The sequence below is a fragment of the Chitinophaga polysaccharea genome (genome assembly GCF_902150045.1).
Classification (GTDB): Bacteria; Bacteroidota; Bacteroidia; order Chitinophagales; family Chitinophagaceae; genus Chitinophaga; species Chitinophaga polysaccharea_A.
Genome location: NZ_CABFVU010000001.1, coordinates 1,165,473 through 1,183,167, shown reverse-complemented (window position 1 = coordinate 1,183,167; position 17,695 = coordinate 1,165,473). Strand labels below are relative to the sequence as shown.

Sequence of the window (17,695 nt, the reverse complement as noted above, 5' to 3'; positions counted from 1 at the left end):
TTGTAGCGGCAACCAAAAACCTGAATCTAAACCTTTAAATATTGCAACTAAACCTAAAATTCAATACTGTAGAGCATTGTAGCTAATTTAGTAACCTGGTCCTTTTATGCATCCCAATCCGGTTTCATGAGCCGGAACAGGGTGTTTATTGCCAAAATCTGAATACTACCATTGTAATTTTTATCAACAATTAAATCTAACTGACATGAGGAAACTTCTACTCGTGCTGGCAGGTGTGCTATTGATCGCTACCTCGCTGCTGGCACAGCATTCCCGTACCGTGAAGGGAAAGATAACAGACGATACAGGGAATGGATTGCCCGGTGTTTCTGTAAGCCTGCCCGGAGGAAAAACAGGCACGGTCACCGATTCAAAGGGAGAGTTTTCCCTTTCTGTACCAGAGAATGCGCAATCACTCAAAGTATCTTTTGTAGGATACGAAACAAAAACATTAGCTATTAACGGTAACACAGTAGGCAGTGTAATCCTGATGCCAGATTCAAAAGCTATTTCAGAAGTAGTGGTGGTTGGTTATGGTACGCAGCGAAAGAAAGATGTAACCGGCAGTATTGCTTCTGTTAAAGGAACCGCTATCGCTGAATTGCCGGTACAGAGCTTTGAAGCCGGGCTGGGCGGACGTGCCGCCGGCGTACAGATCACTGTGCCCAACGGGATTGTGAATAACCCGCCGGTATTCCGTATCCGCGGTTCCAACTCTATTTCCATGAGCGCATATCCGTTAATTGTTATTGACGGGGTACCTGCATTTTCAGGAGATGTAGGCGCCGGTATTTCCAACTCTCCCCTGAACCCATTATCAAGCATTAACCCGGCTGATATTGCTTCTATCGATATTGCAAAAGATGCTGCTGCTACCGCCATTTACGGTAGCCGTGCTGCCAACGGTGTAGTGTTTGTAACTACAAAAAGAGGAAAGCCCGGCCGTCCGAAAGTAACCTACGATGGATGGGTTGGTACCACCAGGCCTACCCGCCTGCCGAAAGTGCTGAACACGGAACAGTTTCTTGAAATGAAAAATGAAGCACTGGCAAATGCCGGTAATACCGATCGCTATGTAGCCAATCTGGATGCCAACGGCAAAGTGATCGATACAAAATGGATGGATGTGATATACCGCGATAAAACAATATCGCATAATCATAACGTGAATGTTTCCGGCGGCTCGGAGAATACCAGTTATTATTTTTCAGCCGGATACACCAAGCAACAGGGTATCCTGAAGAAAAATGACTTTGCCCGTAAAAGCCTGTTGTTCAGTATAGACCAGCAATTAGGAAAAGCATTTTCCATTGGAGCGCGGATGTCTTATTCCAATGAACAAAGCCTGATCTCCGGATCATCCGGCTCGCTGGAAGGAGAAGCCTTTAACTCGGGAGGGCTTGCCCGTCTTGCTTTTCTTACTTCTCCACTGGTATCCCCATATAACAACGACGGAAGCTATAATATCAGCGGCTCGGGTATGAGCGGCGGAAAAAATACACTGCCCATCGGTATCTATAACCCACAGGTACTGCTGGATATGGATCATTCCAATACAGAAGCCAGTCATATCCAGGGTAATGTTTACCTGCAGTTAAAGCCGGCCGACTGGATCACGTTAAAGACCCAGTATGGTGCAGACTATATCCTGATGAATAATGATATCTATCTTAATTACCTCTCGGGCGATGGTGTTTCTTCTACCGGCGATGTTAACAGTATTTATACGCAGAACAAACGTTGGGTATGGACAAATACCGCACAGCTGGACCGTTCCTTTGGAAAGCACAACCTTAGCCTGCTGGCAGGTTTCGAACAACAGCGTGATGCCCGCGAACGCTATGGCCTGCGGCGTCAGAAGCAGATGGATAATTATTTCAATAACAGTGAAGGTGGCTGGCTCACGGACCTGTCGCGCTATTTGCTGCGTAAGGAGAACTACCTGTTATCTGCCTTCGCCCGTTTAAATTATAATTATAACGAGAAATATTATTTAAGCGCCAATGTGCGACAGGACCAGTACTCTGCCTTTGGTCCTAATTTTAAGAAAGGTACCTTTTATGGTTTTTCTGCAGGATGGGAAATTACGAAAGAAGCATTCTGGACAAACGCCGGTCTTAATAATGTGTTCAGCAGTTTCAAGATCAGGGCCAGTCATGGTAAGGTGGGCAACTTCGCGGGCCTTGGCGACTATGATGCCTTATCATTGTACAAGCCTTCTCCTTACGGCGGCAGTCCTTCTATTTATTTTAACCAGGCGGGCAATCCTGATTTGAATTGGGAAACCAGTAAGAAAACAGATATAGGGTTTACCTATGGCATATTAAACAACAGGATCAGTGGTGAATTTTCTTACTACTATAATGATATCAACGGGTTAATCCTGTTTGTACCGCAGATGCCGTCTGCCGGTATCCCTATTACCAGTATCACTGCTACTATTGCCACTATTCCTACCAACGTGGGCAGTATGTATAATAAAGGAGTTGAGTTCAGTGTAAATGCAGTAGCTATCGATAAGCGCGATTTCTCCTGGAACATAGGTTTCAATATTGCGCACAATAAGAATGAGATAACATCGCTCGCCGGAGATATCACTGCTATTCCTTTCGTTACCAGCAGCCTGGAACAAACCAGTATCAATAAAGTAGGGTATCCTGCCAGTATGTTGTATGTAGTGCGTACCGATGGTGTAGACCCTGCCACCGGCAGAAGGATCTTTATTAATGCAAATGGCGATAAGGTCTATTTTAATAATGCCGATGCGGTTAAGTATAAATATGAAGACGGTAAAACGGCGCCTACTGTTGGTGTCAAAGATGCTGTTGCCTACAGGAACACAAATCCGAAAGTATTGGGCGGACTGGAAAATACTTTCCGTTATAAAGCTTTTGAATTGAATGTACTGCTTACCTATCAAACCGGTTTTTATGTTTACTATGGCAGTAATGCAGGGTTAAGGGATCAGCGTTACTGGAACAACAGCACAGATGTGTTGAACAGGTGGAGGCAACCGGGGGATCAGACAGATATGCCGCGCGTAGTATATGGCGATAACATTTCCAACGGTTCTTCCTTTGCCATTGCTGCGAATGTTTTCAAAGGCGATTTTGTAAAATTAAGTACGGCAGCACTTACCTATAATATTCCTGATAATGTGGCAAAATCCATACGGTTACAGGGCGCCAAAGTGTATGTAAGGGGCCAGAACCTGGCGTTGATCACAAAGTACCCGGGACCCGACCCGGAAGTTTCCTCCAATGGTAATAATGCTTCCGGCCAGGGTGTGGACCGTAATACACTTGGCAATGGCCGGACATTTACAGTGGGGCTTAATGTTAACTTTTAAACTGAAGGAAGATGAGAAAATATGCTTTAAATATATTGGTTGTTGCAGTGATAGGTTTGAACGCCTGCCAGAAAGATTTGCTGGACCCAGTGCCATCTACAGATATCCCCGATTTCAGGGCTTTTGAAACCAAGGAGCGGATTGCCAGCCAGGCGAATGGGCTGTATTCTGTAATGAAGCATGGTAAGTTCCTGGGCGGGAAATACCTGATCGCCAATGAAGTGAGAGGAGAGGACTTTGTAAATGAAAAATCCAACAACGTAACATTGAATGCCAGCTGGAGAATGGTGCCAACCGGTGAAACGCAGGAAGTAAAGGAGATATGGTCGCAGGGATATATCACTATTAACAACGTAAATGTTTTCCTGGCAGGCATGAATGCAGTTGGTAACCAGGTAGTGGGCGATTCTGTAGCAAAGCTGTATGCCGGCGATGCGAAGTTTGTACGTGGCGTAAGCTATTTTTCACTGCTGCAACTATTTGCACGTCCTCACTGGGACGGGGCAGGCAGTAAACCCGGTTTAATCATTCATACAGAAGGCCATGCTAAAATCGGAAATTATGCACGTGCCCGCAGCACTGTGAATGAAACCTATGCACAGATTATCCGCGACCTGGATTCAGCGGAGGCATTATTACCAAAACCCGCTGCCGGGGCATTAACTTCTATTACACGTGCCAATGCCTATAGCGCCATCGCTTATAAAACCCGGGTATACCTGTTTATGGAGCAGTATGATAAGGTGATAGCAGAGGCGGCAAAGATGGTATCCGGCAGCGCACCGTTTGTTTCACCGGGAGGGCACGCATTGGAAGCAGATATTCAAAAGGTATTTGCACCGCCGTATTCTACAAAGGAATCAATATTCTCACTGCCATTTACCGGTTCTACAGATGATTTCCCGGGTACGCAAACCCAGCTGGGATATTATTTTACACCTGCTTCCAAACCGTTTACAGGTAATGGGGAATATTCAATGCATCCCAATGGCGTGATCGCTGATTCTTCCTGGAAGCCGGCCACAGATGCTCGCAGGAAGTTCATTGTTCAATCGCTCGGGAAGAACTACTGGACGAAGTTCCCTACTCCCAGTCCCTTTACAGATTATATTCCTGTGATCAGGTATGCAGAAGTGTTATTGAACCTGGCAGAGGCCAGGGTGCGGCAAACCAATTCAGTTGATCCGACTGCAGTGGCGTTATTATCCGCAGTAAGACACCGCTCCGATGCCACGATCACTTATACCATTGCCGATTTTGCCAATGCTGCTGCATTGCTGACAGCCATTACCCGGGAAAAACATATTGAATTGCTGGGAGAAGGCTTCCGGAGCATGGAAGTTACCCGGCTGGGTATCCCGTTCCCTGCCAAAAGCAGTACAGTGCCTGTTATTGCACCAACTGCAGCGCAATACATATGGCCTATATCTTCCGATGAGCTGATCTATAACAAGCTTTGCGTTGACAATAACTAAGTCCTCTTAATAGCAAAAAAAGCCCCCCGTATCCATTTGGGTGCGGGGTTCTTTTTTCAGTCGTGCAGCGGTATGTTTGGAGCCGGCGCCTGTTGCACAGAAGAAAAAGCCGGTAGATACCCCTACTACCTATTGTTCTTTTTTGTAGATTCCTTTCTGAAGGAAGCATTTATAGACTTATTTAAACCCATTGTCAATGAAAATCAGGAAAAGCTATGTAGTGGTGGCGGCATTTATGGCTGTCGGTACCCTATGTTCACACGCATTGCCTCAGGAGCCGGAAAAGGCCACTAATCTAAAGGTATTACCGAAAGACATCAGTCACGACGACCTCATTAAGGTAATGCGGGGCTTTAATGCCGCCCTGGGTGTGAAATGTAATTTCTGTCATGAGCCTCGAAAGGACGATGCAAAGAAGCTGGATTTTGCCAGCGACGCCAATCCGCATAAGGGCACTGCCAGGGATATGATGAAGATGACCAAACGTATCAACAAGAAGTTCTTTAAGGGCAGTGAAGTAATGGCGGTTTCCTGCTATACCTGCCACCACGGGAATGAAGAACCAAAAACCAAACCCGATGCCGCACCGGAAACGGCAAAGTAAATTTTTAGAGAGGGCGTATCAAAGTATGATATGCCCTTTTTCTATCAGGAACCTCATGGACCGGCCGCTGTTTAAACAAAACCCGGTGCCTTCATTTATTTTTTGATACACCTTTTTTATGTAATCCCCGGATAACGGCAATTTCAGGCGTTTTTGCCTCCGGGCAGACCTGGTTCATATGTCTTTTTTTTAATTTATCCACATCCTGACGAGAAAAATCAGTATCTTTGCTCCCGTCTGTTGAGTTAAAAGCATAAAGCACAGAAATATCTATTCTCTCCAGTCCGGAAATCTTTTCTTTACTGCTCTCCTCAATTGTGATAACGCTAAAGACGAAGAAGCGTTATTTTATATTTATTACATCAGATATATCAATATGTTATTTGAACAACTAGGGCTTATTGAGCCCATTTTAAAAGCAGTTAAAAACGAAGGGTACACCACACCTACTCCTATACAATTGCAATCTATTCCTATTGTATTGGAAGGGAAAGACCTTCTCGGCTGCGCACAAACGGGTACCGGTAAAACGGCCGCGTTTGCTATCCCCATCTTGCAGTTATTACATAACAGTACCCCGGCAAAACAGGGCTTTAAACATATCCGTACACTGATCCTCACACCTACCAGGGAGCTGGCGGTGCAGATCGATGAAAGTTTTGCCGCTTATGGCAAACACACTGGTCTGAAACATGATGTGATCTATGGTGGTGTTCCCCAGCACAGGCAAACCATTGCCCTGCGTAACGGAACCGATATCCTCATTGCTACCCCAGGCCGTTTGCTCGACCTGATGAACCAGGGGTATATATACCTCAGTCACCTGGAAATATTTGTATTGGATGAAGCCGACCGTATGTTGGATATGGGCTTTATCAACGATATCAAGAAGGTGATCAGGGAGCTGCCACAGCAACGCCAAACGCTTTTCTTTTCGGCTACTATGCCGCCAAGCATTGCGCAACTGGCTAACTCCTTGCTTTATAAGCCGGAGAAAGTTACCATTACACCGGTATCTTCCACCGCAGAAAGGATTGAACAATCTGTTTATTTTGTAAAGAAGAAAGATAAACAGTCCCTGCTGGAAACGATTCTGAAAGACCGCCGTATTGAGCGTACCATCGTGTTTACGCAAACCAAGCATGGCGCCGACAGGATCGCTAAAAACCTGAAGAAATGCAATATCAATGCGGATGCCCTGCATGGTGATAAATCGCAGGCTTCCCGTCAGAATACCCTGAACAATTTTAAGAGCGGCCGCCTGCGTGTATTGGTAGCTACGGATATTGCCGCCAGAGGAATTGATGTGGATTCACTGGAGCATGTAATCAATTACGATCTGCCAAACGTGTCTGAAACTTACGTACATCGTATAGGCAGAACCGGTAGGGCAGGTGCAGCAGGTTATGCGCTTTCTTTCTGTGATACCACTGAAAGGCCATATCTCCACAGCATCAATAAACTTATCCGGCAAACGATTCCATCTGTGTCACACCCGTTTGAAGAGGCGGCCCTGATGGAAGCCAACAGTGCCAACCCCGATATGCCAAAGGCCCCACCAAGAAGGCCCAGACCGCATAACCGCAGAGGCAAAATTGATAAGCGCGACAAAACGTTTTAGTGTTAGAAGATAGTTATAGTGACAGGGATGTTGTACCACAGCATCCCTTTTATTTTGCATATACCCGCCAGCCTGCAGCCAGTGAACAGCAAGATGCAGGTGCGCGCCAGCCGGGAACTGAAGGCACTACCGGTAACGGGTAAACGTGTATTTCACTTTATTCCGGGGCCACAGACGGCCCTCTCTCAAGCGGTTATTGAGCTTACTTTTTCCTGAATAAGAGATACGTATCAGAACATTATCTATATTTGCTGTACCTAAAGAAAAATCTTTACCCCGGTTTTATCCGTAAATACCAGGAATAAGCTCATTTTAACCGAACCCTTAACCAATCCTGATGGATCAGCAGCACTATATGGAGCAGCAACTGCGTAACATGGGTCTTAGTGAAGAAGCTATTGCCATGTACAAGCAGCAACTGGCACACCCGGCTAGCCGGTCTGATTGGCCAGCCCTTTATAGGGATAGTGTGAAACAATTCAACCAGTTATTTTCAGGCGATGATGCAGATGTAACCGATGGAGATGAACATCCGCCGGTCATATATCTGAATCAGCACAGCAGGCTGGATGCCGCACAGCAATGGGCCGTTGCCTGCGGGGCGGATGTTGCCTTTGTAAACCGCCAGTACCTTAACGATCTTAGCACCGGCGCCGGTAAGGAACAATGCCGTGAGCACTTGTTGGAATGGTGGGACATCAGGGATACTGCTACAATGCAGGAAAAGCTGGGCTGGTTACTGGAAAGCGGCCACCGGATAGAATATGATATTATCTGGCAGGCCATCAATGCAGTATCTATGAAAGAAAGTAAGGCCTTTCTGAGAGAACACATTGCTACCAATGAGCTTGAAGAGGCTGTAGTGATGGAGCGCCTGCGTAATACCCGCGATGCGCTTGACCTTTTCAGAAAGCGAAAACTGATCAGTGAAAACCTGCAGCCGGATATGCTTATCTGGGACTTTGCCCGCATTATAAACCTCAGCCGCCTTGGGTATGATGCCGGTTATACCAGTTATGAGCAGTCAAATGAGTATATCCTGGCCTGTGTTCCGCTGATTAAACGTACCTATTCTTCCTGGAAACAGCTTTCCGTTTCCTACCAGTTTGCCCGTTGTGTATGGAACGGTGTGGAAATGGGCAGCTTTGATATCCTGCGTAATAATATGGAATACCTGTTATCTGCACCCGAAAGCCCCTGGGTGCAATTGTCGTTCAACCCTGGCCGTTAGTGCTGCATAATCCTTCTGCTCACTGTTTTTCGGTTATACCGGGATATGCTTCGGCAAACTTTCGGGGTCCAGGTTTTTCAGCCGGCGATGAAATCACGTTGACGGTTAAACGTAGAGTTGTTCATAATAATAAGGATGTAATTGCATAGGAGATTATAATTACCCCTTCCTGTGTGCTCTTTTGTTGCCCAATCTATATTCAGTGCGGATCTTAAGCTGCATCCCCTGCTTTAAATTTATAGCCAAACAGTATTCTGTTATATAGACCATCGTTGATGGTTAATGAAGTGGATAAACTTCCGGTTTACACCACGGCTCCATTCTGTTTTTGAAACCTCTTCCCGGCTTACCTTTTTAAAGAATTGATAAGCGGTATAATTTGTCAGCAGTTCCTTCCCTACTTATAATAATACGATTATAATACGGAAACAGGTCGGCGTAAGATACGCGCAAGACTTTAGTATTCTTAGATAATTTCATCTTAGTGGTAACAATAAAAGATGAAATTATGATGATGAAAAACAACCAGTTCATAGCTTTATCACCAGGTAAATTGCTATGGGAAAAGATCAATAACTTCCCTTTGGATGAACCAGGGATAAAGCTGCCGTTTTCAAAGAAGCTGGCCCGGGAACAGGGCTGGAGTGAGGCTTTCACGAGACAGGCGGTACAGGAGTATAAGCGGTTTATTTATCTTTGCTGTATTTCTCCAACGGGTGCTTCTCCTTCCGGGATCGTAGATAAGGTCTGGCATCAGCATTTGCTTTACACGCAGAATTACTGGGAATTATTTTGTGAGAAAACATTGGGCAGAAAGATCCACCACTTCCCTTCCGGTGGAGGGATGGCAGAGAAACGGAAGCATGCCGCCTGGCAGGAGGATACGCTGCAGCTGTACCGGCAGTGTTTTGGAGAAGATCCCCCGGAGGCTATCTGGTTAAATAAATCCCCCATTATTTTTTCTTCCCTGTTCATGCGCTTTAACTTGTTTCCCCGGCGCTGGTTAATCCTTCTCCTCTTCCTTTCTTTCTTTTTCTTTACCGGTTGTGCAGGTAACAATGGTTCTTTATTTGGTTTTATGGCAGTACTAATGCTGTTTGCATTTCTCCTTACGGGAAGTAATAAAGACAAAAAGACGAAAGCGGACGGGGATGTTGATACCAGTGGAAATGGCTGTAGCAGTGGCAGCAGCTGCGGTAGCAGTTGTGGCAGTGGGTGCGGAGGTGGGTGTGGAGGCTGCGGGTCCTGATCTGAAAAAATGAGCTATGAAAAATAATATGTTTCCCCGGGTGCTCTTCGTTTATATTCTCGCTGCCGGCATGTTTTCTTTGCCCTTCTTATATGTTTACCATGTTACCTTGCAGTGGAATCCTTTTGCCATTAACGGGAAGGAATTCCTGGTTTTCTATGGCACCGGCATTATCACTGGGTACTTCACATTGTTATTATCCCGGAAATTCGCCGTTTTTCCCCTTTTTTTAAGCAAATGGATGATTGTATTACTGGTGGCCGGCTTAGCCAGGTTGTGCCAGGGACTTTATTATCATAAGCCGGTTGGTTACCTGCTGTTATTAGTGATGAGTTTGCTGCTGCTCTGGCAGCAGGTGTTATATATTAAAAAGAGATAGACAAATTGCCTATCTCTTAGAGCTGTAAGGGGGAATTCATAGTGTTTCCATAGAATAGAATAGTATTAGCAGGTAGATGTTCTTACCCTCGCCTGTAGTCTTTTTGGAGTTCACAAGGGACAAAATTCGCTAGGTTTTCTGACCAGATTGGTGTAATATTATTAATAAATCGAATGTCAATTTTTTAAAGTGACAATGGTAACAACAATGGATGAAAGGTATCTTTTATGCAGCGGACTGCACTTCATCATTGTTTTTGTAGAATTTGTAACGGCAAAGAGCTTAGCCAACGAATATATTCAGGCTTACATATCAAAAGTCAGCATTTAATAACTGGTAATTAAACTTATTAGATGAATTGACCAATAAACGCGATGAAAATGCGGTTGTGTCCAACATTGTGTACTTTGAGAGATTCCGGAAGGCATTCATAATGTGTAAGTTATAGAAAGGAAATACTATTTGTATAATAGTAATAATTTATATGATAAAAGAAAATTCAGATTCGTAAAGTATTTTTATTTTACTTGCTTCCTGCTTACTGTAAATTATTTATATTCAGGGATACGATGCGAGCTTTTTTCAGACGTAAGACCAACGGAGAGCCGCCTGATATCAGCCGGAAGCTCATGGAATGGTTTTCTTTTTTCCTATCTGATAAGTATTATGGAACTAGAGTAAGGATATGGGCCCATGTGCTTATGTGGGGATGCATGGCATTATTATATGCTTTTCTGTTGAGCTCAAGTTTCGGGGTATCAATAAGCGCCAGCCTGGTGTTTGTAGTCCGCAATATTCTGGGCGCAATGTTTTTCTTTTACATTGTTTTTTACTTTATTATACCCAAAGTTTTACTTAAGGGCTATTTCTTTCTGACGATATTATTTTTGCTGATACCTTTTTTGTTCTGGTCTATCATCAATTATCTTTGTTCATTGTATGCGGTTGTTTTTCTGGATATTACGGATAGCGCGCTGAAAAGTTTCCTGGTAAGAGTAGTAAATGCGGGATGGGTTGATACTTTTTCACCTAATCATCTCTTTAAAATTTTTCTTCCTGTATTGATGACTGTAGCGCCACCTATGTCACTCAAGCTGATCCTGGACATTATCCGTGCGTCTACCCGGACGTTGAGGCTGGAACGGGATAACCTGAACCTGGAAGTAGATTTTCTCCGTTCCCAGCTCAATCCGCATTTCCTTTTCAATACGTTGAATAATATTTATTCACTATCTATCAGGAACGATTCGCTGGCATCAGACTTGATTATGCACCTGTCGGAAATGATGCGCTATACACTCTACGATTCCAACACGGAAATGGTGCCGCTGCACCTGGAAGCAGAGTTCTTAAAAAACTACATAGAGCTGGAAAGTGTGCGCTATGGAAAAAACGCCAGTATACGTTTCGATTGCGATACAGAAAAAATGGATGGTTACCAGATAGCGCCATTATTGATGTTTCCTTTTGTAGAAAATGCTTTTAAATATTCGCATAGCACCACAACAGATAAATGCTGGATCTATGCATCAATGGACGTATCAGATAACAAACTGAAATTTGAAATTTCAAACAGCAAAGGAGAGCTGCCGGAAGGTAAAAAGATAGCTGGAGGGATCGGATTGAGCAACACCCGTAAAAGGCTTATTCTGTTATATCCTGATCAACACATTTTATTTATTGAAAATAATCCCGAATATTACAAAGTTGTCTTGACACTAACGCTGAATTAAAAAAATATGGATCAAGTAATTACCTGCCTTGTAGTGGACGATGAGCCGTTTGCGAGGGATCTGATGGAAAATTACATTGGAAGGGTGCCTTATCTGCAACCTGTAGCTTTTTGCGAAAACGCCTTTGATGCAATCAATGAACTGCAACGGCAATCTGTAGACCTGCTGTTCTCCGACATCCAGATGCCCAATATTAATGGTATTGAAATGATCCGTTCTTTGAGCAACCCGCCTGTTGTGATTTTTACTACCGCTTCAAAGGATCATGCCATTGCGGGATTTGAACTGGATGCAGTAGATTACCTGGTGAAACCCATATCTTTTGACCGCTTCCTTAAAGCGGTAAACAAGGCACGGGCCCACATCAGCCAGCGATGGCAGCCAACAGCTGCTGAAACAGCCAAACCCAAAGCCCAGGTTGCCAATCACCTGTTTGTAAAAGACAATAACAAGCTGACAAAGATCCTTTTCGATGATATTTATTACGTGGAAGGGATGAAAGACTATATCAAGATCGTGTGCAGGGAAAAAAATATTATCACCTACATGCGGATGAAGGCTATAGAAGATATTTTGCCGCCCGACCAGTTTATGCGCATCCATAAATCATACATTGTGCGGCTTCAGGCCATTAAATCCATCATGGGGAATACGGTGGAAGTGGTTAACGGTCAGTCTGTGATCATTTCCAAAGCTTCCCGGCAGGACCTTAAGCGCCTGCTTGGCATTGCTAACTATAACGATGAGGAGGAAGAATAGCAATAGGCTCAACCCGGTCAGTTTGTCGAAGAAATGTGTAATTATGTCTAATAAAATATGATATTTGGGATCATTGCGCGAGCTTCGGTTGTGAATTTATAGATCAGGTCACTTTAAATGCATATTTTATGTTGGAAAACAAATTGTCTGTGAATTGCCGCCCTATGTTAATTTTAGAAAAGGAAATTATTTCAAAAGCTGATATAAATGCAATAGAAAACATAAGGGCTTCCAAGAATGAAGGAGCGGTAACAATACCATCCAGTATTCCGACTACTCCTACTACTTTAACAGGAGGTTTGTACGCTAGATCTTAAAACAAATTTGATTATTATTCCTAATTGATTAACCCCTTTGGTCAGAAATGCAATACAGATGTGCCATAGTAGATGACGAGCCTCTGGCATTAGATATACTGGAAAGCTATATCCAAAGAACCTCCTATCTGAAACTTGTAAAAAAAGCATCAGAGCTGGATACTGTGGAAAGCCTGATCGCTGAAAGAAAAGTGGATGTTGTTTTTTTGGATGTTAACCTGAGAGGCAATACAAGGGAAATTATAGCGCAGTTTCTGAAAAAGGACTGTGTTTTTATTCTTGTTACTGCCTATTCCAGTCGTGAGGTACAACATCTTTGCCGGGAAGAAAGACAGGGTTACCTGGGTAAACCCGCCAGTTACAAAAAGTTTGTAGATGAAATGGAAAGAGTGATTCCGGGTGTCAAAATAGCAGTTACCTGAGATCCTGAAAACATTTTATCTTTATTCAGGCATACGAAGCAGGGAAGCCTGGCTTTCCCACTAAAGTAAGTATGCCCGTTATGTATGTCCCGTCTGCGTATCTGCGATTTCTATTTACTGAGAATGCCATTATTGTCATATGAAGAAGTGTTGGAACTTCACCGTAACACTTCCAATGACCAGGACGCCTTTGTAGCTGCCCTCCGGAAAATATATTCCCGCCCGTTACTACAGGAAGCTGTTTTCCTTGCCAGCCCGGAACTGTATACTGAAATGATGAAGTGGCTGCCGGCAGCGGATAATTCCCTGAAGCTACCGCTCGCCCTGTATCGCTATCTGCTGAGGATGAGCACCCGCTGTACTCCCTACGGTTTATTCGCCGGATGCAGTACAGGGTATATTCATACAGGCCCTACACAGCTGCCGGCCCCGGCCCTACAGCAGCATCAGCCGGTGGCCAGGCTGGATATGGCGTATTTATCCGAACTGATGGCGGCACTGACCCGGCTGCCTGAAATTGGTAATCAACTGCACTATTTCCCCAACAATAGTTTATACCGCTCCGGCGACGGCTACCGGTATTTTGAGTACCAGCTGCGCGATAAAAGACGGCATTATTTTCTCAGTGCCTTTTCACAGAATGATTATACGGAAGCGCTGCTGGCAGCCGCCCGCAAAGGAACAGACCTGCCAGGGCTGATTGCTGTATTAACGGGCATGGATATCCCGGATGCCGAAGCCAGGGCTTTTATTGAAACCCTCATCCATAACCAGATACTGGTAGCCGACTTATCACCGCAAATTACCGGTGGCGACAATCTGGGCAAACTGATCGGAAGTCTGCAGGCCCTGAGCCCTGTTCCGGCCTGTGTGCCTGCATTACAACAGGTACAGCAGCTTTTACAGCAGCCTGCAGAGGGCATAAGTAGCTACCGGGAAGTGATTGATATCCTCGCCTCACATTTCCCGGCCCTGGGCGCCAAAGATCCTATACAGGTGGATCTTTTTTTTAGGCCCGATTCCGTCCGCCTGGCTGAAACCGTCACTAATACCTTGATGCAACGGTTGGAACGGCTGCGTGTATTCGGCAATCCGGGCGCCGGTGGCGACCTGCAGCAGTTCAAAGAAAGATTTCTCCGGCAGTACGATCAGCGGGAAATACCCCTGATGATGGCGCTGGATAGCGAATCAGGTATCGGATACGGTGTAGCAACCGGGGAATATGCCAGCTATACCCCTCTTATAGACGATCTTGTAATGCCTGTGGGGAAAAAGGACAACATGGTTAACTGGAACGCCCAAACGAAGTTTGTATTAAAACATTTCCTTGCGTCCCGGGTCTCGCAGGCTGCCGTGATTTCGTTAACGGATGCAGACCTGGATGAACTGGCAGCGGGTACAGACCAACCGGAATTGCCCCCTTTCCTTTGCCTTATGGGCTCACTGATAGCTGCTACTGCGACCGACATGGATAATGGCAACTTCAGTTTTTTACTTAAAGCCTGTCATGGCCCCAATGCCCTGGCCCTGATGGGCCGGTTTGCCGCTGGTAACCCCGGGCTGGAAAACCTGTTACGTGATCTTACTAGAAAGGAGCAGTTGTTGGAGAAAGACAGGCTGCTGGCAGAAATTGTGCATTTGCCGGAAGGTCGTATAGGAAATGTTCTGCTGCGGCCATCCCTGTACGATTATGAAATACCGTTCCTGGGAAAGAGCAGCCTGCCTGAGGATTTCCAATTGCCGTTAAGCGATCTGCTGGTAAGTGTGCGAAACAACCGGGTGGTATTGCGTTCGCAGCGATGGCAGAAAGAAGTAGTTCCCCGGCTCACCAGCGCTCATAATTTTACCCGCGGGCTATCCGTCTATAAATTTTTGTGCGATCTACAACAGCAGGACGCCTTTTCTGTGCAGTGGAACTGGCGAATATTACAGGAGGAGCCTTTTCTTCCCAGGGTGGTATACCATGAAGTAATCCTGGAAAGAGCCAGGTGGTACCTGACCCGCGAAGCCTTTGAATCACTGCTGGCATCTCATCCGGCTGATGAGGCATTACTGCTTTTAAAAGAGCAACGCCAATTGCCCCGGCATGTACAGCTGGCGGAAGGGGATAACGACCTGCTGATAGATTTCACCAGCGCTTTTGGCCGCATGTTGCTGACAGATAAACTGAAGAAAGGAAACGTAATATTATATGAATGCCTGTTTAATGAAACCACCCGCCTGTCTGTAAATGAACAGGGCGCTTTCTGCAATGAAATTATTATACCGCTATGTAATACCGCCTGGCAGCCGCCTGCCGGTTTAACGGCAGTGCCGTCCGCAACAAGCCTGCAGCGTAGCTTTGCCCCCGGCAGCGAATGGATGTATATCAAAATATACTGTGGCCCTAAATGGATGGATAAGCTGCTGCTGAAAGTATTGCAACCCCTGACCAGGGAATTGCAGCAGGCCGGGATAACGGACCATTGGTTCTTTACCAGGTACCAGGATCCGGATCATCATATACGGCTCCGGTTTCATCTTCCACAATATCATCAGCACAGCAGCATGGCGATGCAGCGGATAGAAGAAATATTACATCCTTATCTTAACAACGACATTGTCCGGAAAATACAACTGGATACATATGTACGCGAACTGGAGCGTTATGGTCCGGCTTTAATGGAGCATAGCGAAGCTTTCTTTTTTCACGACAGTGAAGCGGTGTTGCAATTGTTGCAAACCATTGGCGGCGCTGAAAACCAGGAACGATGGCTGCTGGCATTAAAGGGGGCTGATGAGTTATTGAACAGTTTTGGCTATACACCAATGATGAAAATGAAACTGCTGCAGCAGCTGCAACAACAGTTCTTTGCAGAATATCATGGGAATGCCGCATTGCTATTACAGCTAAACAATAAATACCGTACACACAGGAGACTGATCAATGCTGCGCTGCTGGATAACGTACACGATTATACGTTGCCCGATGGGGCGCGCAAAGCATTCATGAAACGTGCGATGGCATGGAAGGATATTATTCGGGACCTGCAAACTATACAGCAGAATGCAGTAACGGAATTACCACCGCATTACCTGCACATGTTCCTGAACCGGATGTTTACAGCCAATGCACGTTTACATGAGCTGGTAATTTATCATTACCTGATGAAATATTATGTATCCCTGGTTGCCAGGAGCTAATGCCATTCATCCATAAATTACGGATTCCATAAAAACCTTATTATTTTTACAGGGTAGTTTAAATATCCCCTCATCAATCATTGTAAATAGAAAATCATGAAAACACGAATAGTTCTCCTGGGATGTTTGTCCGTGATGACCCTGTTATCTGTTCAGGGCCTGGCCAATAACGGTGACAGCAGTGCCATTCGCCGTACCGCAGCAGATCCCGGCAATGCAGGACTGAAGCTGCCTGCCGGCTTTAAGGCCACCGCAATAGCGGAAAACCTGGGCGCCGCCCGCCATATAGCGGTAACACCGCTGGGGGATGTCTATGTAAAAATACAGACTTCAAAACCGGGAAAAGCCATTGCGGTTATACATGGGAAGGACATAAAAACCTTTGGCACCTACCGGGGGACCGGCATGGTGATTAAAGACAAATACCTGTATGCCTCCTCCGATGAGGAAGTATACCGTTACGCCCTGAATGACAAATTTGAAGTGATCAATCCCGATCAGCCGGAGAAGATCGTAACGGGGTTGATTAACCGCCACCAGCACGAATCCAAATCTTTAACGCTGGATAACGAAGGCAATATTTATGTGAACATCGGGGCTTATTCCAATTCCTGCCAGGTACAGGATCGCGCGAAAGGGTCCAAAGGAATAGAAGGATGCCCTATCCGTGATTCCGCAGCAGGGATCTGGCAGTTCCGCGCAGATAAGCAAAACCAGACGTATGGCGATGGTACGCGTTATGCTACCGGTCTCCGTAACGTGGTGGGGCTCGACTGGAACACGCAGGATAATCAGCTGTTTGTAATGCAGCATGGAAGAGATGGCCTGTTTGATATGTTCCCTGAATATTACAGCCTGCAGCAAGGCAACGAGTTGCCTGCGGAATGCATGTATGCCCTGAAGAAAGGAGACGATGCCGGCTGGCCTTATATTTATTACGATGGACAGCAGCATAAAAAAATACTGGCGCCTGAATATGGCGGCGATGGGAAGAAAACAGGTGGCGAAAACGCGATTGACCCGGTAGTGGCATTCCCTGCGCACATGGCGCCCAACGGTTTATTATTCTACACCGGCAGCCAGTTCCCTGCAAAATATAAGAACGGCGCCTTTATTGCCTTTCATGGTTCCTGGAACCGTCAGAAAGGACAAAAGGGTTATTTCGTAGCCTTTGTGCCATTTAAAGATGGTAAGCCATCCGGCGAATGGGAAATTTTTGCAGATGATTTTGCCGGCGTGCCGGATATCCAGTCGCCGGGCCAGGCAAAGCACCGCCCCTGCGGACTGGCACAGGGGCCCGACGGTTCCTTGTATGTAACAGACGATGTGAAAGGAACGGTTTACAAGATCACCTACAGTGGTAAATAATGATA

General features: G+C 45.5%; 13 protein-coding genes. All 13 read left to right on the top strand.

What is annotated here, in order from left to right:
* The first annotated feature begins 205 nt into the window (after positions 1–205).
* The 13 genes from FN124_RS04745 to FN124_RS04685 all read left to right on the top strand — a co-directional run bounded on the left by FN124_RS04745 (position 206) and on the right by FN124_RS04685 (position 17,690).
* A complete protein-coding gene (locus tag FN124_RS04745; RefSeq protein WP_142683618.1) occupies positions 206–3,349 on the top strand; it encodes a SusC/RagA family TonB-linked outer membrane protein in 3,144 nt (1,047 codons plus the stop codon).
* Between the two features lie 11 nt (positions 3,350–3,360).
* Positions 3,361–4,824 (top strand): RagB/SusD family nutrient uptake outer membrane protein, encoded by a 1,464-nt coding sequence (locus FN124_RS04740; RefSeq protein WP_142683617.1) that lies wholly within the window; start codon positions 3,361–3,363, stop codon positions 4,822–4,824.
* A gap of 196 nt (positions 4,825–5,020) precedes the next feature.
* Positions 5,021–5,428, top strand: a complete 408-nt coding sequence (locus FN124_RS04735; RefSeq protein WP_142683616.1) for a c-type cytochrome — start codon at positions 5,021–5,023, stop codon at positions 5,426–5,428.
* Positions 5,429–5,804: 376 nt separating this feature from the next.
* On the top strand, positions 5,805–7,049 hold the full coding sequence (locus FN124_RS04730; protein ID WP_142683615.1) for a DEAD/DEAH box helicase: 1,245 nt from the start codon (positions 5,805–5,807) through the stop codon (positions 7,047–7,049).
* Positions 7,050–7,076: 27 nt separating this feature from the next.
* Positions 7,077–7,265 (top strand): hypothetical protein, encoded by a 189-nt coding sequence (locus tag FN124_RS04725; RefSeq protein WP_142683614.1) that lies wholly within the window; start codon positions 7,077–7,079, stop codon positions 7,263–7,265.
* A gap of 121 nt (positions 7,266–7,386) precedes the next feature.
* Positions 7,387–8,280: a DUF1266 domain-containing protein gene (locus FN124_RS04720; RefSeq protein WP_142683613.1), complete on the top strand. Its 894-nt coding sequence runs from the start codon at positions 7,387–7,389 to the stop codon at positions 8,278–8,280.
* Positions 8,281–8,788: 508 nt separating this feature from the next.
* Positions 8,789–9,529 (top strand): glycine-rich domain-containing protein, encoded by a 741-nt coding sequence (locus FN124_RS04715; protein WP_221887731.1) that lies wholly within the window; start codon positions 8,789–8,791, stop codon positions 9,527–9,529.
* Positions 9,530–9,545: 16 nt separating this feature from the next.
* Complete coding sequence (locus FN124_RS04710; RefSeq protein ID WP_142683612.1) at positions 9,546–9,908, top strand: hypothetical protein; 363 nt, start codon at positions 9,546–9,548, stop codon at positions 9,906–9,908.
* A gap of 887 nt (positions 9,909–10,795) precedes the next feature.
* Positions 10,796–11,641, top strand: coding sequence for a sensor histidine kinase (locus FN124_RS04705; RefSeq protein WP_185937090.1), 846 nt, complete (start codon positions 10,796–10,798; stop codon positions 11,639–11,641).
* A 6-nt stretch (positions 11,642–11,647) separates the two neighbouring features.
* Positions 11,648–12,400, top strand: a complete 753-nt coding sequence (locus FN124_RS04700; protein WP_142683610.1) for a LytR/AlgR family response regulator transcription factor — start codon at positions 11,648–11,650, stop codon at positions 12,398–12,400.
* Positions 12,401–12,764: 364 nt separating this feature from the next.
* Positions 12,765–13,139: a response regulator gene (locus FN124_RS04695; RefSeq protein WP_142683609.1), complete on the top strand. Its 375-nt coding sequence runs from the start codon at positions 12,765–12,767 to the stop codon at positions 13,137–13,139.
* Between the two features lie 123 nt (positions 13,140–13,262).
* Positions 13,263–16,322 (top strand): lantibiotic dehydratase, encoded by a 3,060-nt coding sequence (locus tag FN124_RS04690; protein WP_185937089.1) that lies wholly within the window; start codon positions 13,263–13,265, stop codon positions 16,320–16,322.
* A 96-nt stretch (positions 16,323–16,418) separates the two neighbouring features.
* Positions 16,419–17,690 (top strand): PQQ-dependent sugar dehydrogenase, encoded by a 1,272-nt coding sequence (locus FN124_RS04685; RefSeq protein WP_142683607.1) that lies wholly within the window; start codon positions 16,419–16,421, stop codon positions 17,688–17,690.
* The last annotated feature ends 5 nt before the right edge of the window (positions 17,691–17,695 follow it).